22 protein-coding genes and 1 pseudogene are annotated in these 24,071 nt (G+C 26.0%); 4 read left to right on the top strand and 19 right to left on the bottom strand.

Annotation, left to right across the window (positions count from 1 at the left end; genetic code table 11):
• The first annotated feature begins 163 nt into the window (after positions 1–163).
• The gene (locus CSBG_RS05535; RefSeq protein WP_008677786.1) at positions 164–493 is read left to right on the top strand and encodes a HesB-like protein; all 330 of its coding nucleotides are present in this window, start codon (positions 164–166) and stop codon (positions 491–493) included.
• 77 nt (positions 494–570) lie between these two features.
• On the opposite strand, the gene CSBG_RS05530 is transcribed toward CSBG_RS05535, so the two are convergent.
• The 7 genes from CSBG_RS05530 to CSBG_RS05500 form a co-directional block, all read right to left on the bottom strand.
• Entirely contained in the window at positions 571–1,440 is an 870-nt protein-coding gene (locus CSBG_RS05530; protein WP_008677784.1) for a methionyl aminopeptidase, read from the bottom strand.
• Between the two features lie 335 nt (positions 1,441–1,775).
• Entirely contained in the window at positions 1,776–2,432 is a 657-nt protein-coding gene (locus CSBG_RS05525; protein WP_008677783.1) for a hypothetical protein, read from the bottom strand.
• Positions 2,433–2,582: 150 nt separating this feature from the next.
• On the bottom strand, positions 2,583–3,926 hold the full coding sequence (locus tag CSBG_RS05520; protein ID WP_008677781.1) for a VWA-like domain-containing protein: 1,344 nt from the start codon (positions 3,924–3,926) through the stop codon (positions 2,583–2,585).
• A 13-nt stretch (positions 3,927–3,939) separates the two neighbouring features.
• Complete coding sequence (locus CSBG_RS05515; RefSeq protein WP_008677779.1) at positions 3,940–5,025, bottom strand: AAA family ATPase; 1,086 nt, start codon at positions 5,023–5,025, stop codon at positions 3,940–3,942.
• Positions 5,026–5,044: 19 nt separating this feature from the next.
• Positions 5,045–5,818, bottom strand: coding sequence for a hypothetical protein (locus CSBG_RS05510; protein WP_008677777.1), 774 nt, complete (start codon positions 5,816–5,818; stop codon positions 5,045–5,047).
• 222 nt (positions 5,819–6,040) lie between these two features.
• Complete coding sequence (locus tag CSBG_RS05505; RefSeq protein WP_008677775.1) at positions 6,041–6,835, bottom strand: rhomboid family intramembrane serine protease; 795 nt, start codon at positions 6,833–6,835, stop codon at positions 6,041–6,043.
• 19 nt (positions 6,836–6,854) lie between these two features.
• Positions 6,855–7,415 (bottom strand): TetR/AcrR family transcriptional regulator, encoded by a 561-nt coding sequence (locus tag CSBG_RS05500; protein ID WP_008677774.1) that lies wholly within the window; start codon positions 7,413–7,415, stop codon positions 6,855–6,857.
• A 229-nt stretch (positions 7,416–7,644) separates the two neighbouring features.
• Between CSBG_RS05500 and CSBG_RS05495 the strand changes: the two genes are divergently transcribed.
• Positions 7,645–8,466, top strand: a complete 822-nt coding sequence (locus CSBG_RS05495; RefSeq protein WP_008677773.1) for an N-acetylmuramoyl-L-alanine amidase — start codon at positions 7,645–7,647, stop codon at positions 8,464–8,466.
• 168 nt (positions 8,467–8,634) lie between these two features.
• On the opposite strand, the gene CSBG_RS05490 is transcribed toward CSBG_RS05495, so the two are convergent.
• The 7 genes from CSBG_RS05490 to CSBG_RS05460 all read right to left on the bottom strand — a co-directional run bounded on the left by CSBG_RS05490 (position 8,635) and on the right by CSBG_RS05460 (position 16,828).
• A complete protein-coding gene (locus CSBG_RS05490) occupies positions 8,635–10,152 on the bottom strand; it encodes a ClC family H(+)/Cl(-) exchange transporter (RefSeq protein ID WP_051005307.1) in 1,518 nt (505 codons plus the stop codon).
• A 47-nt stretch (positions 10,153–10,199) separates the two neighbouring features.
• On the bottom strand, positions 10,200–10,964 hold the full coding sequence (gene surE, locus CSBG_RS05485) for a 5'/3'-nucleotidase SurE (RefSeq protein WP_008677771.1): 765 nt from the start codon (positions 10,962–10,964) through the stop codon (positions 10,200–10,202).
• 167 nt (positions 10,965–11,131) lie between these two features.
• The gene (locus CSBG_RS05480; RefSeq protein WP_008677770.1) at positions 11,132–12,136 is read right to left on the bottom strand and encodes an LLM class flavin-dependent oxidoreductase; all 1,005 of its coding nucleotides are present in this window, start codon (positions 12,134–12,136) and stop codon (positions 11,132–11,134) included.
• Positions 12,137–12,273: 137 nt separating this feature from the next.
• Complete coding sequence (locus CSBG_RS05475; protein WP_008677769.1) at positions 12,274–14,265, bottom strand: ABC transporter permease; 1,992 nt, start codon at positions 14,263–14,265, stop codon at positions 12,274–12,276.
• Positions 14,255–15,025 carry an ABC transporter ATP-binding protein gene (locus tag CSBG_RS05470; protein ID WP_008677768.1) on the bottom strand — a complete coding sequence of 257 codons (771 nt, stop codon included), beginning with the start codon at positions 15,023–15,025 and terminating at the stop codon, positions 14,255–14,257. Before CSBG_RS05470 ends, CSBG_RS05475 begins: the two co-directional genes overlap by 11 nt.
• A gap of 115 nt (positions 15,026–15,140) precedes the next feature.
• Positions 15,141–16,157: a sensor histidine kinase gene (locus tag CSBG_RS05465; RefSeq protein WP_008677764.1), complete on the bottom strand. Its 1,017-nt coding sequence runs from the start codon at positions 16,155–16,157 to the stop codon at positions 15,141–15,143.
• Positions 16,148–16,828: a response regulator transcription factor gene (locus tag CSBG_RS05460; RefSeq protein WP_008677761.1), complete on the bottom strand. Its 681-nt coding sequence runs from the start codon at positions 16,826–16,828 to the stop codon at positions 16,148–16,150. The genes CSBG_RS05465 and CSBG_RS05460 overlap by 10 nt, the downstream gene beginning before the upstream one ends.
• A gap of 319 nt (positions 16,829–17,147) precedes the next feature.
• On the opposite strand from CSBG_RS05460, the gene CSBG_RS18925 reads away from it, so the two are divergent.
• Positions 17,148–17,279, top strand: a complete 132-nt coding sequence (locus CSBG_RS18925; protein WP_008677759.1) for a hypothetical protein — start codon at positions 17,148–17,150, stop codon at positions 17,277–17,279.
• Positions 17,280–17,369: 90 nt separating this feature from the next.
• Here the strand turns inward: CSBG_RS18925 and CSBG_RS05455 are convergent, their stop codons facing one another.
• Positions 17,370–18,134, bottom strand: coding sequence for a hypothetical protein (locus CSBG_RS05455; protein ID WP_008677756.1), 765 nt, complete (start codon positions 18,132–18,134; stop codon positions 17,370–17,372).
• Between the two features lie 177 nt (positions 18,135–18,311).
• Positions 18,312–18,762: pseudogene (locus tag CSBG_RS19025) on the bottom strand (metallophosphoesterase family protein).
• Positions 18,763–18,878: 116 nt separating this feature from the next.
• Here CSBG_RS19025 and CSBG_RS05445 point away from each other — a divergent pair.
• Complete coding sequence (locus CSBG_RS05445; protein WP_035285684.1) at positions 18,879–19,292, top strand: EamA family transporter; 414 nt, start codon at positions 18,879–18,881, stop codon at positions 19,290–19,292.
• Between the two features lie 122 nt (positions 19,293–19,414).
• Here CSBG_RS05445 and CSBG_RS05440 read toward each other — a convergent pair whose 3' ends face one another.
• From CSBG_RS05440 to CSBG_RS05430, 3 genes are all read right to left on the bottom strand, one after another.
• Complete coding sequence (locus CSBG_RS05440; protein WP_008677752.1) at positions 19,415–19,639, bottom strand: hypothetical protein; 225 nt, start codon at positions 19,637–19,639, stop codon at positions 19,415–19,417.
• Positions 19,640–19,711: 72 nt separating this feature from the next.
• The gene (locus tag CSBG_RS05435; RefSeq protein ID WP_008677751.1) at positions 19,712–21,859 is read right to left on the bottom strand and encodes a YhgE/Pip domain-containing protein; all 2,148 of its coding nucleotides are present in this window, start codon (positions 21,857–21,859) and stop codon (positions 19,712–19,714) included.
• Between the two features lie 12 nt (positions 21,860–21,871).
• A complete protein-coding gene (locus CSBG_RS05430; protein ID WP_008677749.1) occupies positions 21,872–24,022 on the bottom strand; it encodes a YhgE/Pip domain-containing protein in 2,151 nt (716 codons plus the stop codon).
• Positions 24,023–24,071 lie beyond the last annotated feature (49 nt).

Here is a 24,071-nt window from a genome sequence, read left to right as displayed (position 1 = left end):
TAATTTTATTATTTATAATAATTATTATATTTACAATATATAGTAATGACAATAACTATTTATTAAAATTTACTATATATTGCATTAAAAAACTCTTGATATTTAATTATACTATGTTATACTAGTGATATAAATTATCATTTAATAATAGAAGGTGAATAATATGGATAAAATATTAATAAGTGAAGAAGCATACAAAGAATTTAAATCATTTTTAGACGAAAATGAAGTTGATAACTACAGTATAAGAATTAACTTAGCTGGATTTGGATGTAGTGGTCCTGCTTTCAATATATCTGTTGATGAAGCAAAAGAAGGAGACGTTACTCAAAAAGTTAACGATATTACTTTCGTAGTAGAAGAAAAACTAGTTGATGAATTCGGCGGATTCAAATTACTTTCAACTGACGAAAACGAAGGAAGAGGATTATCTCTTAAACCAGTTATCGAAGTTGAAGGCGGATGTGGATCTTGCGGTGGCGGATGTCACTAATTTAATTTTAAAAATTGTTATGCTTTAACATAAAGAAAGCTGTATCATTATTTGATACAGCTTTTTCTATTATATTATTACCAAGCTATTATTTCAGCCCCATCTTCTGTTACTAATACAGTATATTCCCATTGTGCAGAATATCCACCATCTTCTGTTAAAACTGTCCATTCATCATCTTCATCTACAAAAACTTCGTAAGTACCTTCATTTATCATAGGCTCTATTGTAAATATCATTCCTGGTACTAAAACCATTCCTTCACCTCTTTTACCATAGTGTGCTACAAAAGGCTCTTCATGAAACTCAACACCTACTCCATGACCACCAAAAGCTCTTACTACTGAAAATCCGTTTGCTTCCGCATGCTCTTGTATCACTGCTCCTACATCGCCTAAGAATCCCCATGGCTTAACAGCCTCAAGCCCCTTATCTAAGCACTCCTTAGCAACCCTAACAAGCTTTGCATCTTCTTCAGTTACATTACCTATCATATACATCCTAGAGGCATCAGAATAGTATCCATTATAAATAGTTGATACATCTACATTAACTATATCACCATCTTGTAAAATAGTATCTTCACTTGGAATACCATGACATACAACATCATTAATAGACACACAAACGCTCTTTGGAAATCCTCCATAATTTAATGGTGCTGGTATTGCTCCACTATTAACAGTAAGTTCATGAACAATTTTATTTATTTCTTCTGTACTCATCCCAACCTTAATTTTTTCTTGTACTAAATCTAATACTGCATTATTGATTTTAGCACTTTCTTTAATTCCTTCTATTTGTTCTTTATTTTTTATTAAATCTCTAGTTGGAACTTCATAACCTTTTAATTTTAAACTTTCAAGTTTTTCATCAAATTCAATATGGCACTTCTTATATTTTTTACCACTCCCACACCAACATTGATCATTTCTATTTAAATTCATATTAAACCTCCTAAAAATCGTATAGTTATAATATATGTATTCCATCTTAAATAGTCATTTTATATTATATTTCTACTATAACTAAATGTGGCTTAAATATTAGGAACTTATATTAACTAATACTACTTATTATTTCTTATATTATAAATATATCACATATTTTATATTATAAACTTAAAATTTAGTTAAAATAAGAAATCTTATTAATTTTATTAATGACTTTACTAGAATAATCAGAAATATCATTTACATTTATTAAATATTTTATTAACTATTATATTCATTAATTTTATTTATTAAAATAAAAAAATACTCTATTTTAGAGTATTTTAAATTTAATTCTTTATAGCAAATTCATAATTTAAATATTGATCCATTATAGAATTTATACCTTCTAAAACATCCATCCAGTAATCCTTTTTAATTGTAAGTAATTCCTTCTTTTCTTGATCAACATTTTTAAATTTATTCTCGTTAAATTCTTTATAAAATTCATCTAATTGAGTAGCCATATTACTCATAGCTTCAAAATTATCTAATGTTTCACCGTCTAAGATAATCTTCTCATTATGATTTTTCATTTCAAAACTTAAGTATTCAAATAGTAAACTTTCAATTCTAGAATAAACTTCATTAGGTATTTCTTTTGATATCTTTGATTTTTTCTTTATAGATATAATTTCTTCTTTTCCATAATCTCTATAGTTTGCCCATAAACTTGTAAACTCTTCAGATATTGAACTATAACTTTTATATAATGTTAATAATTCTTCATTACTAATGCTTCTTGCTTTAATACATTGATTTAATGTATTTAATACGCCTTCATTTCTACTTCTTATCTCTTCAACACTTTTATAAGTTTCTTTTCCTATTAATACTTTGTAACGTGAATTCATTATCGATGTGTAAACGTTTATCAAAAGGCTTACAACCAATACAAATACTATCAAAAGAATACTATTATTTTTACTTATTTTATAAGATTTCATAATGCACCCCCACAAATTTGTATTATATCACAAATTATTGACTAATACCAGTACTAGGAGCTTTTTGCCAAGCAAAATAATGTAAAATGAAAATTGGAGTAAGTCTCTCTTCATTCTCCACAATTTTCATTTTACATTTTACTTCTTCATTTAAAAGTATCTTCCATGTTCTTGTTGATACTCCTTAATCATATCTAATCCAGCAGTACCACCTTCACCCTTTTCTACTCTACCTTCTATTCTCTTTATTTGTCCATAAGGATTTGATAAAGATAATTCTTCATCTCCTATTAATACCCAAATTGTATTTGGATTTAAAGGCTTAATTTCTAACTCCTTTTCACCTACCCCATCGGTAAAATATATAAGTACATGATTTCGTAGTTTATTATCTCTTATATATTTAAATACTGGTGAAAATCTAGTTGATCCAATATTAGATACCCTTTTCTTAATATCATTCTTGGACCTCATTTCATATACACGTCTAATTTCATTATCACATTCTATTACAGTAATTTTATTAGTTCTAGTTTTAGTTATTTCTAATATTTCAATCATTACTTTATAAACTTCTTCTTCACTCATAGATGCACTTATATCAATTGCTACTATAACCTCTGGAATATTATTGGGAAGAGTTCCTCTTATATCCAACCTTTCTGGCTGCCTTCTATTTCTTCTTGTTATTGTCTTCTTTTCTCCAGCTCTAAGAGATGGTATCAATTTTTTTAATAATTGTTGCCATGATATTTCTGCTTTTTCTGTATATGATTTAATAATTGCTTCTATATCCTTTGGAGCTTTGCCCTTAAAAGAGCTTATTGCTACTTTTTTAGTCATATCCTTTATTGAATCATAATTTAAAGTACTTTCTTCCCAGACATCATGTGCCTTTGAAATATCTATTATATCTCCAATAACATCACTTTTATCAGCTTTTGTACTTTTAGATAACTTTGACTTTATTGCTTCTTCAATTTTTTCAGCATATACTTCAATTGCATTATCTTCTTTAAGACTTAAATTATATTCTCTATTAACTGTTTCAATCTTAAAACTATCTGTAGGTAAATTTTTTATAAATTGATTTATAGAAATATCTAATGCTAAATTAACAGCTGTAGTAGTATATTTATTTTTCAGCTCTCTTTCTCTTTGATGATGACCATACATTATATGATATATTTCATGTTTAAAAAGAGCCTGCATTTCTTTTTTATCACACAACAAAAATAGTACTGGATTAAAATACATTTTAAAGCCTTGCATTTTTGGAATAGTAGCTAATGGCCATGTAATATTAAATCTTATATTTCTTTCTATTTTTACTAAGAATTGACCAAAAAAGCTATCCTCACCTTCTAGCATTCCTATAACAACTGACTCTACCAAAGAAAAGAATTCTCTTTCAAAATTACTATCTATTCTAGCATTTTCCTTTATATCTAAAGCTTGCTTTAACAAACTGTTACGCTTATCTTCAAATAACATATATCATCATTCCTTATTCAAAAATATTAAAGAATGCATCTAAGAATGTATCTTCATTTAATAAATCATTATATAAAACTTTACTAGAATCACTTTTAACTTCCTTCATTATACCAAGTCTTAAATCCCTTGGATAACAAGTTAATAGATCTCCAAATAGTTTTCTATTATTTTCAGTATTATTTTCTTCTAAGTATCTTAAGGAATTCTTAGCTAAAATATATAACCTCGAATGGCTTTCTTTTCTTATTTCATCTTTTAATTCTATAGGTAAAATAATGTATGAGAATAAATCTTCTGGTTTAATTAATGGATTCTTTATATTCTTAATGTAATTAATAAAATCTGTAGCAATACTCACTCCTAAATTACCTTTTACAACATTATAAAATATATCTACAGAGTAATTATTACCGTTTTCCACATAAATATTATACGCCTTAGCAACCCTTTCCCAACTTCTTGGAGTTGCTTTTATAGTTTCTTTAGAATTTGGAGTACTTAAATATTCTGGGAATGTTGATAAAAACTCAATTATATGATCATTAATGTTCCCATCATCACTCATTGCCCATTTAATCCATTCCTTTATATCTGAGTCTAATTCTATCCATACAAATCTATCTTCTTGAGCTTTATCCATATCAACAACTTGATAATCACTGTCTTCAAAACCATCATATTTATTAGAAGGATTCATAGCAGCCACTATCTTAACATTGCCCGCTAACTTATATCCATTTATTTCTCTATTTAAAATTAAATTCATAAGTTCTTGTTGAACTGCATGTTCACATCTATTTAACTCATCTATAAATAATAACACTCCATCATAATTCTTATTTTCTATAGCTTCTTCCATTTCAATAAGCTTATAATGAGTTGCATATTTTGTTCTTCCATTTTCAACTACTGGTAATCCACCTATTTCACCTTCTTTTAAAAGGTTAGCATCTATATTAACTAAATAATAATTATCACTTTTACATATTCTTTTTACTAATGAAGTTTTACCTATTCCAGCTTCTCCTATTATTAATGGAACACTTCCTGATTCTAAAACTAATTCTATAGTACTTATAGCTTCTGAAAATTTCATATTATCACCTCTTTTTGCCTTATCTTGAAAGTTTATAATCTACTAATAAAATTTTAGCCTTTTTACTTCCATATTCTCTTATAAAATTAACTTTGTCCATCTCTAAAATTTCAAGTTCTAGAAAGTCTTTAATATAACTTTCATCTATAAGGTCTTCCTTTACTTTCTCTATTACAACATTAACTACAAAATCTACATCTATAGAATCATAAACGTATTTTACGATTTTTATATTATCTCCAATTAATATTCTTAATTCATCTAAATTAAAATCAATATAGTTAATAGCCTCTTCATTTCCTTTAATAGCTTCTCTTCTAGCTTCTAAAGTAGGATTATCTATAAATTTTATTGCTGCCCAATATTTTTTAATTGCTTCAATTTGAACCTTAGCAGAAGGGTTTTTTATATATTTGATTGCATCATAATCTTTAGATACAGCTTTTATTTGTACTTCTTCACTTGGATCAGCAATAAATTGAATAGCCCATCCTTTTGCATTAATTGCCTCAAATTTCACCTTTTCACTAGGATTCTTTATATATTTAAGTGAATTCCATAATAATCTAACTGCTAGTATTGCATTTTCTTCACTTAGTTCTTCTATATATTCAACTGCAAGTGGATTATTCTTAATTGCTGTTTCTTTCATTTCATTTGTTGGGTTTTCTATATACCTTATTGCTAACCCGTTCTTTTTAACAGCTTCCAGTATTAATTCTACACTTGGATTTTTTATATATCTTATATATAAAGGGTTATCATATATCTTTTTTAAATCATTATTTTCCATGCCTTTTCCTTCCTTATCTCTTAAGATCAATTTAATTAAAATCAAATTTTCCCAATTAATGTGTATTCCCTATATTACTTATATTATACTATATTTAACCGATAATTACTATTACTATTATTTAATAATTATTGTTAATTAAGTGGTAATAAAACAATTACATCTTAATTTATAAATAAAAAAGGTAAAAGTATATTGAAATACCCTTACCTTTAAATCATTTTATTTATGTTCATGATCTCTTATATGATTTATACAATAGCACTGCTTTCCTGAACATTTTGAACAATATCTGAATTCCATACTTGGATCATCTTTTTCAGTTATTCCACATACTACACATTTATGAAGAATTTCTCTTTGTTTTACTTGAGATTTAAATTTTTGATTTCTATGATAATTTACTGCTCCACTCTTTGTTCCTGCTACTATATCTCTTCCAAAGAATATTAAGTAATTAATAACTGGAATTAATACTAATATCATACCTCTCAATGATCCTGCTGTAATAAAATTAAAACCTATTATAATCCAGTTGAATATTGCTAGATATTTAACTTTTATTGGTATTATATAAAATAATAATATTTGAAAATCAGGATAAATTCTAGCAAATGCTAAGAATAAGGAAAGATTAATAAATGCCCCTGTTGCTGGAAGTCCTGTTAATAATGATACTACTATAGTAGCAATCATCCCTACAAGATAATATACATTTAGTTTAAATCCTCCCCATTCATGTTCAAGACCCGTTCCTGCTAAATAGTAAAAATATAATGAAAACAGTAAAGAAATTATACTACCTACTTCTGGAACAAATATAAATGTTATAATTCTCCACACTTCTCCTTGCATTACTCTTTGTGGATTTAATAAAATATTATTAATTAAAGTGAGGTCCCATCCATTCATCATTGTAAGAGCAAATACAAAAGCATTTCCTACTACAATAATAAGCATTAAATTTCTAATATAAAATTTTCCAAACTTTCTTTCTAATTTATTTAATAAATTCATAGCCTCAAGCTTGCTCCTTTTATAATTTATTTGTAACTATATAAATTAAATCATCAATTGAAAATTCTTTATTTTTCATTGTTATTGTAATCATATTACTTATTAAGAATGAAGTTAATTTTCTAGTCTCTATATCAATAGTTATATATTTATTTTCTTTATGTAGATCTATTATTTCATCTACAATTATATATAAAGGATCTAAAACATCATATCTCTTACATCCATGAGATTTTTTACTTTCTGTTTTCTTTTCACTTTTAGTTAGTTCAAAAAATACTTCTTTATGATATATTAAAAACTTTTCTATACCTAAATATATTAACTTTATTTTTTCTTCAAATGATATTTCTTTTTCTTTAACTTCTTTTAATTCATCTAGTATTTCTATCCATTTATTATTAAATATTTCACCAACTAATGCCATCTTATTTTCAAAATAATTATAAACTGTTCCTAAAGCTATTCCACTTCTATTGGCTAATTCTCTCATACTAAAGTTGCTATACCCTTGATCTTTTAAAAGTGTATAAGCTTCTTTTAATATTGTTTCTCTTGGATTTTGTAATATTTTTGGCATGAAACTCCCTCCCCTTATAGTATAGTTTATATTAATATTCTTATATTATCAACCAAGTAACTTCTACTTATTTTATTCCATTTATTTACAATTGTTATTATGTAAAGTATAATACTATTATAAGTTGCTGTATAAATTTCATCTAAGAAAAACTTTTTATAGCTAATAGAAAATTTATTAAAAGAAGCTCTAAAAATAAATTATTATACTTTAATAAGAGGTATGTATTATGGAAAATCAAAAATTCGATATCGCATACAAAAGAAAACTTCTCTATAAACGAAAGAGAAAAAGAAAATTAATATTACGTATTTCTCTTGTATTAAGTGCCTTTTTTTCCCTATCATTCATTTTATTATTAAATAATAAATTTGACAACAGTAATAATTATGTCAACAAAAAAGTAACAACTACATCTTCTAATGAAGATGAATTTATAGTTTGTATAGACCCAGGTCATGGTGATTGGGATGTAGGAACAAAGGGAACTACTGGAGTTCTTGAAAAAGATATAGTATTAAATATATCTTTAAAGCTTGGTAAATTATTAGAATCTAATGGAGTAAAAATTATCTATACGCGAACTAACGATTCACTTCCATGGCTTGAAACAGCTAATGATAGTTTAAAAGAAAGAATTAAGATACCTGAAGTATTTGATGCAGATTTATTTATATCATTACATTGTAATAGTAATTATGATGATTTAGATGCTAAAGGATTGGAATCTTGGTATAAACCTTCCAGTGAAGCTAGTAAAGACTTAGCACTAGCTATACAAAATTCTTTATTAAAATTAAAATATACAGATGATAGAGGGCTAAAAACTTATAAAAATAAAGATGACGCTCTTGCTGTTTTAGAGCTTAACTCAAGTATTCCAGCATTAATAGAACTTGGTTTTTTAAGTAATTACGCCGATGAAAGATATCTTAAATCAAATAGAGGACAAGATGCTTGTGCAAAAGCTATAAATGAAGCAATTTTGAGTTATATTGAAAATAATAAAGAAGATTTATTAAAGGCTCGGGATATTAAGAAAAACCAATAAATTACAAAACAATTTATTAGTGAAAAAATGAAAAATGAAAGAATTGAGGTTGTTTTGCTACGCAAAACTTACAATATATAAGTATCAATCACTTTCTATTCAAAGATCCTTCAAGGATTTTTCCCTCAACTTTTTCATTCTTTTATTTTTCACTATTCACTTTTCTTTCTATACTAAAGTCAAACCGTTAATTTCTTCTATTACTGAAGCTCGTTTATCTATATTTACTAAAACTACTATATAGTCACCACTTATTAATTTTACAGATCCCCTTGGAATTATCTCCTTATCACCTCTTTTTATAGAAACAAGTAAACAATCCTTAGGCCAGTCGACTTCGCTTATAAATTTTCCTTCTACTATACTTTCCATTTCAACTACAAACTCTAATATAGCCTTCTTATTATCATTTTCTTCTTTGCTTACTCCAACCCTCTTAAGTAACCTTTCTAATAAGACTTCATATATCGGCTCATTCCTTAATAATTCTGAAGTAATAAATGATATTATTACTACAACTGATAATGAAAGTAAATGGCTAAATGAACCTGTCATTTCCATTATAAGAACAATTCCTGTTACCGGAGCTTTTACTACTGATACAAAGTATCCAGCCATACCTAATGCTATAAAATTAATTATAAATGAACTATTAACACCTAATAATTCTATTGATAGAACTCCAAAAACATCCCCTATGATTGCTCCTAAAAGCAGCATAGGAAGAAATATACCTCCTGGTACTCCTGAGCCAAAGCAAACTAATAATAAAAGAAATTTTAAAATGTATATTATAATTAAAAATAAAATTGACTGCCCTCCTTCTGTTAACTCTAATATAAGTTCATGTCCGCCACCCAATAACATAGGTGCTATTAAACCTACAATAGCTGTTATTACAAAAGGTATCATAACTTTAACTTCCTGAGGTACCTTTTTTAACTTAGAATATATATCTTGAAATAAATATATTCCTTTTGAAAATAAAACACCTAATATACCTGTAAATACTCCTAATATTATTAGTATCCAATAATATTTTAAAGGTATTGCATTCATTTCACTAAAATTTAATGCTGGCTCCATCCCTAAAAAGTTTTTTGATATAAAATCAGCACTTATAGCAGCTGCCATAGCTGGTAATAAAACTAGTGGTGAAAAATTTCTATGAATTTCTTCTAATGCAAATATAATTCCTGATAAAGGAGAGTTAAACGCAGCAGAAAGCCCAGCAGATGCTCCAGCTGTTATTAAAAACTCTTTTTTAACAGGCATTTTTTTGTACGTTTTCTCTGCAACTCCTTCTCCTATAGAAGAACCAATTTGTACTGATGGACCTTCTCTACCAAGAGATAAACCAGCTGATAGAGCTATTAATCCACCTAGAAACTTATAAATTAGTATTCTTAACCAGTTCATTTTAAGCTTATTTATAACTCTACCCTTTACCTGTGGAATACCACTACCTGAAATCATACCTTCTCTCTTAACCATAAGTCCTACTAGTAATCCTATGAGAGCTAAAGCTATTATTACTAAAATAGCATTTACTATTCCTTTATTTCCCCAAGCATAAAATTTAATAAAAACTGAGTAGAGTTTATTTATGCCTAATCTATTCAATACAATTACTCCACCTGTAATTAACCCTATGATAATTCCTTGAATGATTAACCTAAATTTCATATTCTTTCTTTGAAGTAATATATCTTTTATTTTTTCTCCTTCCACCCTTACATCACCTTATCTTCAAATATATCTTTTACTTCATCTAATATTTTAAAGTTTGTAAAATCAAAATGTAGTGGTGTTAATGTTACATAGCCTTGTGATAAGAAATATAAATCAGAATCATCTTCTAAAATATCATTTCTAGTACCTTTAGTTACATAAACCTTATCTTCATTTTCCTCTACTAAAATATAATTTGTTTTGTATGTGGATTTTCCTAATCTGCAAACTTTTAATCCCTTAATATCTTCTTCATTTATATTAGGAACATTAACATTTAAAACTACATTTTCTTTCAAATAACCTTTTTCTGCTACATCTAATATTTTGCTTATCCATTTAGCAGCTTTAGAATAATCTTCATCTTCTTTGCTCCAATCTACATCCATAGAAATAGCAATTGAAGGCACACTATATATTGCTCCTTCTACTGCTGCTGATACTGTACCTGAATATAAAATATCTGTTCCACAATTCAAGCCTCTATTAATTCCTGAAATAACTATATCTATATCTCCTCCAAGCAAAGATAAACCCGCTTGAGTACAGTCAGCTGGTGTCCCTACTAAACTATATGCTTTAAAATTTTCATCTAATTTTTCTTCTCTTATTTTAATGGGATTATTAATTGATATAGAATGGCTAGAAGCACTTTTTTGCTCTCTAGGTGCAACTACTATAATTTCATGCTTTTTTGATATTTCTTTTGCTAAAGCAATTATTCCTCTAGCATTTATTCCATCATCATTAGTAATTAATATTTTCATATAAGTCCTCCTCCAAATATTATTATTTTTACTCTAAATTTAATAGTACTTATTATTTATATTATTATTTTTTCCTTATATATTATATACTACCATAAAAATAAATAAGATAAAAAAAGAAGTAATGCGGTTTAAATAAATCAAACTACATTACTTCTTAAATTATTCTATTTTTCTTTAAAAGCTTCTATTATTAACTTATACGAATTTATCTTAGAATTTAAATCTGTATTTAAATTTATAAGCATAAACTCATCTGTTTTATATATTTCACTCATATTTAATATTTGTTCTTTTATTTTATCTGGTGTTCCTATTAACATCCTTTTTCTGTTTCTTTTTACAATTTGCATTTCTGTATCAGAATATTTATAAGATAAAGCTGTATCTAAAGAAGGTATTCCTTGAGTTCTACCAGTTTCTACGAGAACTAAAGCTAAGTCCATAATAGACGCTTGCCTATTTACCTCCTCTTCAGTTTTAGCACAAATTGCAAAACTACATATTATTGTATTAGGTGCAGATGAAATTATTGAATTTTTAAAGTTATCTCTATACCAATTAACTGAACTAACTCCCATTCCACCTGTAATAAATTGAGCATATGCATATGAAGCTCCAATTTGAGCAGCCAATCCCGCACTACCTCCACTTGAACCTAAAATATGAATTTCAGGAACTGTATCTATAATAGGTGTAGCTTTTAAATCCTTAAATGCATGATTTTCTGGCATCATATCATAAATATATCCTACTAAATCTAATACCTTATCTGCATAATCATCAGAATAAATATTTTTTCCTTGCTGCATAGCCCTACTTACTAAAGGCATTCCTCCTGGTGCTCTACCTAAACCTAAATCTATTCTATTTGGATATAATGCTTCTAAAAGCTTAAAATTTTCTGCAACTTTATATGGACTATAATGTGGTAGCATAACACCACCTGAACCAACTCTAATTTTTTGTGTTTGAGCAGCAATACTAGATATAAGAATTTCTGGACTAGATCCAGCTAAACTCTTTGTATCATGATGTTCTGATACCCAAAATCTATGATATCCTAGCTTTTCTAATTCCTTAGCTAAGGTTATTGTATTTTTTAATGCTTCTTTTGCATTTGAATTTTCTCCAATAGGAGATTGATCTAATGCACTTAATTTTATTTTCACTTAATTTGCCTCCCATTATTTTTAAAATATATTTATTTTCGAACTATATTTTTATCTTTTCCTATAACTTTACTATAAATACTTTTTTAAAATTTACAAGTAGGCACTTTCAAGAAACTATTACTTAATAATAATTATTATATTCTTTGATTTATATTTTTCTTTGCTCCAATATACGTTGCAATAAAATATCCTCCATATATTACTAGCAATACACATAAAGATATTAATATATTATTCATTATGCTAACACTACCAAATACTGTTATTATTCTTTTAGAAAACTCTAATCCAACAATGGAATGTATTAGTGCTAATGATAAAGGCATCATAAAGTATATTCCTATTTGACTTAATAAGGATCTATTAATAATCTCATCGTCTACACCTATTTTTCTAAGTAATTTATATCTTTCAATATTATCTGTTGATTCAGATAATTGTTGAAGAGCTAATACTGCTGCTGATATTAGCAAGAATATTCCTCCAATATAAATTCCTAGATAAGCTATTATAGCTCCTGCACTTGATGTATCAGCTAATATTTCTTCCTTAGACATATAATACAAAGTTTTATATTTGTTTTCTATTATAGGGTCTACTTCAGAACTAATTAGATTTTGAATATCACTATTTCCATCTTTATAATTTAAGTTTAAAAATGAGTTTTTAGGTACTAATCCACTTATAAGACTATCGTCAACTACAATAGTACATATATTACTTTTCATCATATTATCATAAGCTACAATTTCTATAACCTTATCTACACTTGGTTTAAGGATAGTCCCATTTATATTTATTTCCTTATTATCTCTTAAAACTTTATCTAATACTTTTACTGAATCATCTATATCTGTAAATATTGCATATTCATTATCTCTTAAACTTATCCTTTCTCTATTTGCCATATTCATAATTTCATTAAATTTTGATAACCCTATTATTTGAACTGGCTGATTAACTGAAACAGGATAGTAATCTTTAAGTTCTTCTCTTCCCTCTTCTGATAAAATATCATTATATTTAAGATCACCATTATAATTTATATAACTAACATACTCATCAGAATATTTACTTAAATCTACTTCATTTTCTTTTAAAACTTTTTCTATATCCATCCCTTCAAAATTCCAAAAGGTTAAATCATATTCCGTTAGATCCTTTATATCTTCATTCATTGCACTACTAATTCCAAGTCCACCTGAAAGCATACAAATTCCAACAAACAGCATTAAGCATATAAAAGACATTGATATAAATACTGTGTTTATTTTACTATTTATTTGCCTTAATACAAACATATTTAAATCTTTTAAATAGTATTTTTTATTAGCTTGAACAAGCTTTAATAAAAAACCTGATAATGAAAAGAAAAATAAGAATGTTCCTACCGAACCTAATAATATACTTAACCCATTAATACTCATTTCTAAAGTGGCTACTCCTCCAGTAAGAACAGTATTATAAGCATATCCTAGCATAATACAGCTTATCATAAATATTATTACTGAAACCCAAACATTCCTTACTTTTATAGCTTCATTTTTTCTTGATGATGTTAATAAATCAATAAGGCTAATTTTTCTTATAGACATGGAGTTAAACATTAGAACCAGTAAATAAATAGCTCCAAAGCAGACTATAGTTTTTATCATTGAATTATATGAAAATATAAACTTAAATTTTATAAGATTAACTTGGAACATTTTAGCTGTTAATACTGACAGTCCTTGTGATAATAGTATTCCTAAACCTAGTCCAATAGCTAAAGATATTATTCCTACTAATAAGGTTTCTATAAAAATTATTTTTGATAAATTTCCCTTTTCCATTCCTAAAGTCATATATATTCCAAACTCTTTTTTTCTTCTTTTTATTAAATAATTGTTTGCATATATTATTAAGAATGCTAATATGAAAGATACAAATATTGAAGCATAACCCATTATATTTTCTACTTGCTCAAAGGCAGATGCTTGCATATCATTTAATTCCATCATAATACTTTGAGATTGTATTGAATTAAAAGTATAAAATATACATACCCCAAATACTAATGTTAGAAAATAAATAGTATAATCTTTAAAGCTTCTTTTTAAATTTCTAAAAGCTAACTTAGAATACATTATTTTGGTCACCTCCAAGAAGTGTTATAACTTCAATTATCTTTTCAAAGAACTCTTTTCTTGAATCATTTCCACGAACTAACTCATTAAATATCTTGCCATCTTTAATAAACAAAATTCTCCTTGCATAGCTTGCAGAAAAAGCATCATGTGTAACCATCATAATAGTTGCATTTAAATTTTCATTTAATTCTTCCATACTTTCTAATAACATTTTAGCTGATTTAGAATCTAATGCTCCTGTTGGTTCATCTGCTAATATTAATGAAGGGCTTGTTATTATTGCTCTAGCAGATGCAACTCTTTGTTTTTGTCCTCCTGACATCTCGTATGGATATTTATTTAAAATTTCCTCTATATTTAATTTTCTTGCTATATCCTTAACTCTTTTATCTATTTCTTTATGATTTGTCTTTAATATAGTCAAAGCTAATGCTATATTTTCATAAGCAGTTAAAGTATCTAGAAGATTAAAGTCTTGAAAAATAAATCCTAGTTCCTCCCTTCTAAACTTTGCTACCTTTTTTGAATTTAATTTTGTAATATCATTTCCCGATATATGAATATGTCCACTAGTCACTTTATCTATAGTTGATATACAATTTAATAGTGTAGTCTTACCGCTTCCAGATGCCCCCATTACACCAATAAATTCTCCTTCTTCTACTGAAAAACTAATGTTATTAATAGCTTTAGTTATATTCCCTTTTCTTCCATAATATTTTTCTATATTACTTACTCTTAACACTTCTTTTCCCATATTATTATTCCTCCTACTTGATACTATAGGATAATTCTAATGTTTAGCAGCTATTTAATCCATTGAAGAACATAACAGGAAACTTACACTTTTGTAATATAATAATATTTTAAAATTAATTTTCAAAAATCATCATTCTATTTATAGGAAATGTTATTGATACTTTAGTTCCACCATTTTGCTCTGAAGTTAACTTTATCCCAAGTCCAAGTTTCATTGCTAGCTTTTTACATAAATATAGCCCTATCCCAGTTGATTTTCCAAATTTGCGTCCATTTTCTCCTGTATATCCTTTTTCAAAAGCCTTACTTACATCACTTTCATTCATTCCAATTCCAGTATCTTCAATATGTAAAACAATATTATCTCCTAATTTATTTGTATAAAACTTTATTTTACATTCATTACTTCCAATATATTTTATAGAATTAGATACAATTTGATTAATAATAAACTCAATCCATTTACTATCTGAATACACAGTTACATCTAAATCCTTAGTTTCAATTTTTATTTTTCTTTCTATTAAGATATTAGCATTTCTTTTTATGACCTTATTTACAGAATTTTTTAAATTTAATTCTTTTATTATATAATCCTTTTCTAAAGCATTGCTCCTTGTATAAAAAAGCACTTGCTCAATATAGTTTTCAACTTTATCTATTTCCTCATCTATACTTTTAGTTAATTCAGATTTATTATTCTCTATAAGTAATTTACAACTTGAAATTGGAGTTTTTATTTCATGAACCCAGAGTTCTATATATTCTCTGTACTCATTATTACTTATTTTTAAAGAAGCTATTTCATCATTCATTGATTTTGCAGCTTCCTTAATTGCATAATATAAAATTTTACTATCTAAAAAGCTTCCTTCTTCTAAAATTTCTGAAATTAAATATTTTTTATCTAACACATCTAAATTAGAAATTAACTCATCATAATACTTTTTCTTATTAAGATAATCATAAATATGAAATATTAATATTCCAATACAATTAAAGATAAATATAAATATAATTGCATATAAATCTACATTTAGAGCAGTAAGTAATATTGAATTAAAAATTAATATACCTATACTTATTACAACAAATAATATTCTTTCTTTAATAAAATCTATTAATCGCATATTAGTATATATCCTTGCCCTCTCTTAGTTTTTAAATAATCTATTGCACCTATTTCTTCTAGTTTTTTTCTTAATCGATTTATATTCACTGTTAATGTATTATCATCAACAAACTCATCAGATTGCCATAATGATTCAATTATTTCATTTCTTGATACTATCTTTTCTTTATTCTTTATTAATACATACAATATTCTGCTTTCGTTTTTACTTAATTCTATTCTTTTATTATCGAACTCAGCTTCACTTGTAGATAAATTATGTATCAAGCCTCTATACTCTAGTACTTCTGAATCAGAATTATTATAAGCTCTTCTTATTATTGAAGAAATCCTAGCTAGAAGTATTTGAGTGTTATATGGCTTTGTTATAAAATCATCTGCACCTAAATTCATACTCATCAATTCATCTACTTCACTATCTCTACTAGTAACAACTATTATTGGTATAGAACTTCTTTTTCTAATTTCTCTACATATATAATAACCATCATAATATGGTAAATTAATATCTAATAACACTAAATGATATTTATCTTTCATGAATTCTTCTAATATATTTTCAAAATCTAAAGAATATCTAGTTTCATATCCATATTTATTTAAAAATGTACATAATTCATTTCTTATTTTTTCCTCATCTTCTATTATAAAAATTTTCTTTGTATCCATATTTCCTCCAAATTACAAATCCATTTTTTTCTTATTTTCTACTATATTCAATTATATATCAAGTTTATATACTTAATACAATTAATTATTTACATAATTTTCATTGATATTACTTTAAATAGTCAACAAAATCATTTAATTAAAATACAGAATTAAATTTATACAAACATCTTAGTTTTAATAAAAATTGATTGATTTATAAATACTATTGAATTTAAATAATTCAATAAAGCCATTCTACTATTCTAAATTATAAAATAATATTTTCTATTAATAAGGGAATTCTATTATTGATAATAATAATTTAGGAGGCCTTAAAATGAAAAACAAAAATTCTAACGATATTACTAATCCATCATCACCTAATTATGATAAGAGAATTAAAAATAAAGCTAATGAAAAAACTCCATATGGTGAAAATGAACCATCTACTCATACAACATATAAATAAATTTTAATAATCAAAGAAAATACCGTTTATAAAATAAACGGTATTTCTCATTAATCAACTATATACATATCTATAACATTTATTATTTTTCTATCCTAATAATCTATTTACTATGTCACTTGCATCTTGTGCTATTGGTATTATATTTTTAACAAAGGAAATAGTAGTATTAATACTTGTAAGCAAACTTAAAACCTTTTTTATATTTTCTTTAAACCTTTGATTTTTAGATGCCTCTTCACAAATATTTTTATTAAGCATTATGCTTCCAAGTCCTTGTTCTATAGAGGTTTTTAATCCATCTATTCCGTATATTTTATACTCTTCTATTTTATAATATAAATCACTAAGTACATTATTTAAAAATAACTTTAGTTCCTCATTTACTTCTAATTCTTCTAACTCTTCTATTAATACCTGTATCTTTTCTTTAAATTTCATTAAATTCTCTTCTTCAATATTTCTATATTGATTGCATACATCTAAAGCTAATGCTATTCCATTTATGGATATCAATATTTCCTTTGTGATTATAACATCTAACTTGTGTATATCATCTTCTAATCCTATAGCCATAATTTTCTTTTCAAAATTAGTAAGTGATTTTACTAATTGATCTTTTGAATTGCTTTCAATCTTATTAGTCAGTTTTTTTATATTTTCTATCATTTCAATAATTTGTATTATAGATTTAAATATTTTCTCTTCATCGTTTATATCTAAATCGAAAACCTGAGCAAGAACTGATTCTACCGTTCTAAATCTACTTTGTTTGTTCGCATTACTACTACAAAACTCTTTTGATTTACTTAAGATCTCGTATAGCCTAACTGCCGGATTAGTTGATAATACCATACTACCCCCTCCACAAAATTTGATACAGTTACTATTTCTATACTCTCCTACCGTTCTCCTCTTTTTTTCTTTAATCTTAATAGTTTTTTAAGTATTAAATATTATTAAATTATAATTAATATTTAAATATAGCTTTACTATATATAATGCTTTAAATTTATATTATATGTATGTTTTTTAATTATTTATATCTATTTTTTCTATTTGTACTTTTCCATTTATAATATTCATAATAGCCATAGTTAAAGGCAATAAAAACCTCTTTCTTCCACAACTTCCTGGATTAAGATATATAATATTCTCATTTATATCTAAACTATATTTATGTGAATGACCATATATTATAATATCAACTTCTTCTAAATTAGCATTTATATTATTTTTCTCATGCACAACATAGTTTCTTTCCCCCTATTTCTAATAGTTCCTCTTTATTCAATATATCTTCAAAAATCTCATTATCATTATTACCTTTCACAGCAACTGTTTTGGCAATACTATTAAGCTTTAATAATATTGCCTTATTACAAATATATCCTGCATGTATTATTAAGTCACAACTATTTAAATATCCTATTACTTCTTCTCGCAATAAATTATGTGTATCTGAAATAATTCCTATTTTCATATATTTATCATCACCTTTTTGTATATTTAATGGTATTATATAATTAAATTATAACTATATATTTCATGGAGGATTCTATATTGCTAAAAAAATTTAATATTAAAGGAGTTGCTAATATGTGGGTTATTTATGCATTACTATCAGCTTTTTTTGCTGCACTTACATCTATTTTAGCTAAAATAGGAATAGAAAACATAAATTCAAACTTAGCTACTGCAATACGTACTGTTGTAGTCTTAGTGATGGCTTGGGGAATAGTTTTTATTAATGGTAGCTTAAATCAAATTAATAACATAAGTCAAAAAAGCTGGATTTTCTTAATTTTATCTGGTATAGCTACTGGCCTATCCTGGCTATTCTATTATAAGGCTCTTCAAATAGGAGAAGCTGCAAAAGTAGTTCCAATAGATAAATTTAGTGTTGTAATAACCATGATATTAGCTTTTGTAATTTTAAAAGAAGCTCTTACAGTTAAAACAGTTTTAGGTGGAGTATTTATTACAATTGGAACTTTTATAATGATCTTATAGATATTATTATTCACTATTAACTAAAAAACTAACTGTAAAAACTTAAAATTAACAAGAAAACTCAGCCAAAGCTGAGTTTTTCCTTTATTAATAAACTATGGTTAAATATATTTGACATAGTACTAATCTTCCTTATAGTTTTCAACCACATTTTTTATAATTTCTTTTATTTCACTTAACGATAAATCCAGTGTTTCAATTCCACCAATATCACATTGTGCTGTAGTTTTTATGCTATTGAATATTCTTGCATATAATTGTTTTTTGTTATCAAATTTCTCATTATCTTGTAATATATAGCTATAAACTAACTTTGTTTCTTTTTCTATATAACCTCTATCATTCATAAATATTCTCCTTCATTAAAATTAAAAGTCCTCTATTTTTAATTTTAAACTTTATACTGCTGTTCTTTTATATTATAAATTCGACTCTTCAAACTTATGTTCCATAAAGTGAGTTATCTTATGCAATGGTTTCTTTAAAATTGAAAGAGTAATAAAAATTATGCAATAAACTAATAATGCTCTAACACTTATCCAAACATTTTCCCAAACTGGACCTGATATTGCTTCTCTAAATGAATTTATTGAATAAGTAAATGGCCAAAGTGGATACAACATCCCAAATATTTCTGGATTTGTTTGAATAGGATATATTCCCCCTGCACCTGCTATTTGGAATACCATTATTATAACAGCTATAGCTTTACCTACATTTCCTAAAATAGAAACTAAAGTAAAGATTATAATAGTAAAAGTAATTGATGTTAACATTGCTAATCCAAATAATAAAGGGACATTATAAACTGGGACCTTAAGAAGTAACCAGTCTCCTAAAACTATTATAAATGATTGAATTAAACTTATACTTAAAAATAATAACATTTTCCCAAAATGTCTTTGCATCATATTAGGTTCATTTCCATCATTAAAATCCTCACATTTTGTTGTTAATAACGCTCCAGCTAAAAGAGCTCCTACCCAAATTGCTAAAACTGAATAGAATGGAGTAAGACCTACACCAAATATACCTTCCCCATAAACATCGACCTGCTTAACATTTATTGGTGATGATATAAAATCAGCTATTTCACTAGAATCTTTAGTAAGCAATTCTATTATTTGATTCAAACTATCTCCATTTAAATTCTCTAACTTTGAAGATAAATCAGAAACACTTTCTTGAATGTCAGATATCTTTCTACTTAACTCCTCTGAATCCTTAATTGATTCATTACTAGATGCTATTCCATAGTTTGCTAATGCATCTAATTGAGGTGCTATTATTTTTGAAGTTTCAAGTATAGAGTTTAAAATATCTAAATTTTTTGTGTACTCTTTAGAAATATTATTAATAATATTATTACTATTTTTATAATAGTTATTTGAAATAATAACTACGTTATTCATTAACTCATCATTAGATTTAATAACTGCATCTATTTTTTTATTCAACTCTTCTACTGTTCCATTGTTTGCTAATTGCTTCAACTCAATTATAGATTTTTCCTCACTAGATAAAAGGCTATTCAAATTATTTAGTTCATTTACTAAATTATTCAAACCTGCATTATTTAAAACATCATTAATTTCATTTATTTCTTTTATTGATATATCAACTATATCTTTCATTTTATTAATATAATTATTAGCTTTACCTAATTTTTTATTTATTTCATCTTTAATCCCAGATGATAACTTAATGCTAGTTAATGAATTATTTATTTCCCTTACTAAAGATTGTAGTTCTATAATATTACTATTTATATCATTATTTATAGTATTTAAATTATTTCTATTTTCATTTACTAAATCCTTTATTGATTCCGTTGCCTTTTGTAAATCATTTATTTGCTCTGTAATAATAGGCAAGTCATTTTTCATACTATAAATATATTTCTTTAGATCTTCAGAGTTTTTAGCTGAAGTATTTATAAAAGCTTGTATACTTGATAAATCACTTTCAGCTGTATTAACTACATCTTTTATAGCTAATACCTTTGAACGATTATTATCTAAATGTAACCCTAACTTATTTAACTCATTAAATGCTTCTTCATTTACAGTTTCCACAAAATTTAATTTTATTTCTTTTGTCAACTTATCCTTAGCTACATTAGTTATTTTAGTTGCTATTGCATTTGCTTTTTCATTTACTTTATATATTATATTAGGCTTTTTAGGATTACTAGTTGTTAAACTAACTAATCCATTTGAGAAATTTTGCGGTATTTCTATTATTGCATAATATGTTCCTTGATTTAAAGCATTATTTGCTTGCCATTCATCTATTATTTCCCATTTAATAGATTTATTTTCTTTTAGATTTTCTATAACTTGTTCACCTACATTTATTTCCTTAGAATTTATCACTGCACCTTCGTCTTTATTAACTACAGCAACTGGTAAATTACCTGTATTAGCATACGGATCCCAACATGCTAATATGTTTATCCATGCATACAATGAAGGAATAATACAAAGCCCTATAACTATAACTATTGCTGCATAATTTTTTTTAATTTTAAATAAATCTCTTTTAAATATTTTAAATAACATCTTCATAATATAACCTCACTATTCTCCTATTCCAGACTCATGGAATTTCTTCTCAAATTTCTTTACTACACTCTTTAATCTTGGCTTAAATATAAAACCTAATATTACATATAGTATTGAGAATAGTAATAAAATACTTATGTCTAGAATTACACTACTTATAAGTGGTCCGGCAATAGCCTCCCTAAACCCACCTACTGCATAAGTAAATGGGAAAAATGGCTGTATAATTCTAAAAATAAGCGGATCTACCTGTACTGGATAACTTCCACCACAACCAGCTAATTGAACTATCATAAAAACAATATTTATAGCCTTTCCAACATTTCCAAGTAGAGATACATTTGTAAAAATAATTATAGAAAATGTTATTGCTGATAATACTGAAAAAATGACCATTAAAATAGGAGAAACTGAATATACATTTAGTAAGAATATATTACCTACAGCTATTATTAATCCTTGTATTGCTGCTAATAATACAAAGGTAAACATCTTTCCAAAATATTTTTCTCTTATATTAGGCTCATTTCCCCAATCAATTTTAGGGGCTTCAGTTTTTAAAATTGAAGTTAATATTAAGCCTCCAACCCATATTGCTAAAACTGAGTATATAGGAGCCATAGCTGAACCATAATTAGGTACAGAATATACCTGTACTTCTTTAATATTAAATGGATCGGCAATAAAATTAGAAATTAAATCTGGATTACTTTGTAATATTGCAAGAATACTCTTTAAATCCTCATCATTAACCCTAGATAATTGCTCTCCTAAAGCTTTAATATCATCTCTGTAGTATTTTAGTTCATCTAAAAGATTCCCTGAAACAGTAGATGCTAGTCCACTTCCTTGCTCAGCTGTATTTAATAAATTTGTTATTCCACTAACAGATTTTTGAGAATCATTCAAAAGCTCATAGGCCTTTTTAGTAGCATTTATTAAATTATTATTTATATCATTTAATATTGGAGCTGTTCCACTTTCAAAACTATTTTGTAAATTTTCAATATTACTAGAAATATGTTTTAAATTATCTTTTAACTTATTTATAACTTCTTCATTTTCTTTATTTCCACTAGAATAACCATCCCAAATTGATTCTAAAGAACTTTCTTGATTAATAATATCATTTTGTAATACTTTTAAATCTGAAATACTTTGAGATATAGTTTCATTTGGTTTTTCTTTATTAACGGCTTCTAAGTATTTTATATTTGAAGTTACTGAATTATTAGTTAAATTAATTGCATTTTTTGCATTACCTAATTGACTATTGATCTCCACAGTATTATCATTATTCTTTAAATTATCTAAAATAGCTATTATTTTATCAACATTAATCTTACTTTGACTTAAGTTTTGACTTAATATAGAAATTGAATTAGTAAAGCTATCTGTTGTTGTCTTTATTAAATTTTCTGCATTTTGAATTATAGACTCACCAGTGGACATTCCACTTGTTAATAATGGTAGTGTTGATTTAACTTCTTTTAAATAATTATTTAAATTTTCAGAGTTTGAATTTACCCCATCTAAAATATTTATAATAGAATCTATTTCTTTAGATGTAGTTATTATAAGATTTTTTAGCTTTATTATATCTATCTTATTTTTATCAATTTTATCTTCATAACCATCAATTTTTTCAAAAGCTTTTTCATTTACTGTTTCAATAAAATTAGTAGTTATTTCATCAACTAACGTTTCTTCTGCTACTCCAGCTATTTTTCCTGCAACAGGATTAGCTTTAGTATCTAATTTATAAATTATCTCTGCCTTTTTACTTCTATCTGTAGTTATACTAACCAAATCCTCAGAAAAATTTTCTGGGATTTCTATAGAAGCAAAATAAGTACCATCTATTACACCTGAATCAGCATTTTCTTTGCTAACAAATCTCCACCCTATATTCTTATTATTTTTAAGTTCTTCAATAATCTCTTGTCCAACATTTAGCTGCTCCCCTAAAACTTCTGCACCTTTATCACTATTAACTACTGCTATAGGTATTGTACTCGTATTTCCATATGGGTCCCAACATGCCTTTATATTTACCCAAGCATATAAAGCTGGTATAACACATACACCAGCTACAATTATTAAGGCTATTGGATTTTTAACAATACTTTTTAAATCTCTCTTGAATATCTTTACTATATTTTTCATACTGCATCTTTCCTCTTGCTACTTATAATATTTCAAATTTGACTAATTA

It is taken from the genome of Clostridium sp. 7_2_43FAA, assembly GCF_000158375.2.
Lineage (GTDB): Bacteria > Bacillota > Clostridia > Clostridiales > Clostridiaceae > Clostridium > Clostridium tertium.
This window is presented reverse-complemented; position numbering and strand designations above follow the sequence as displayed.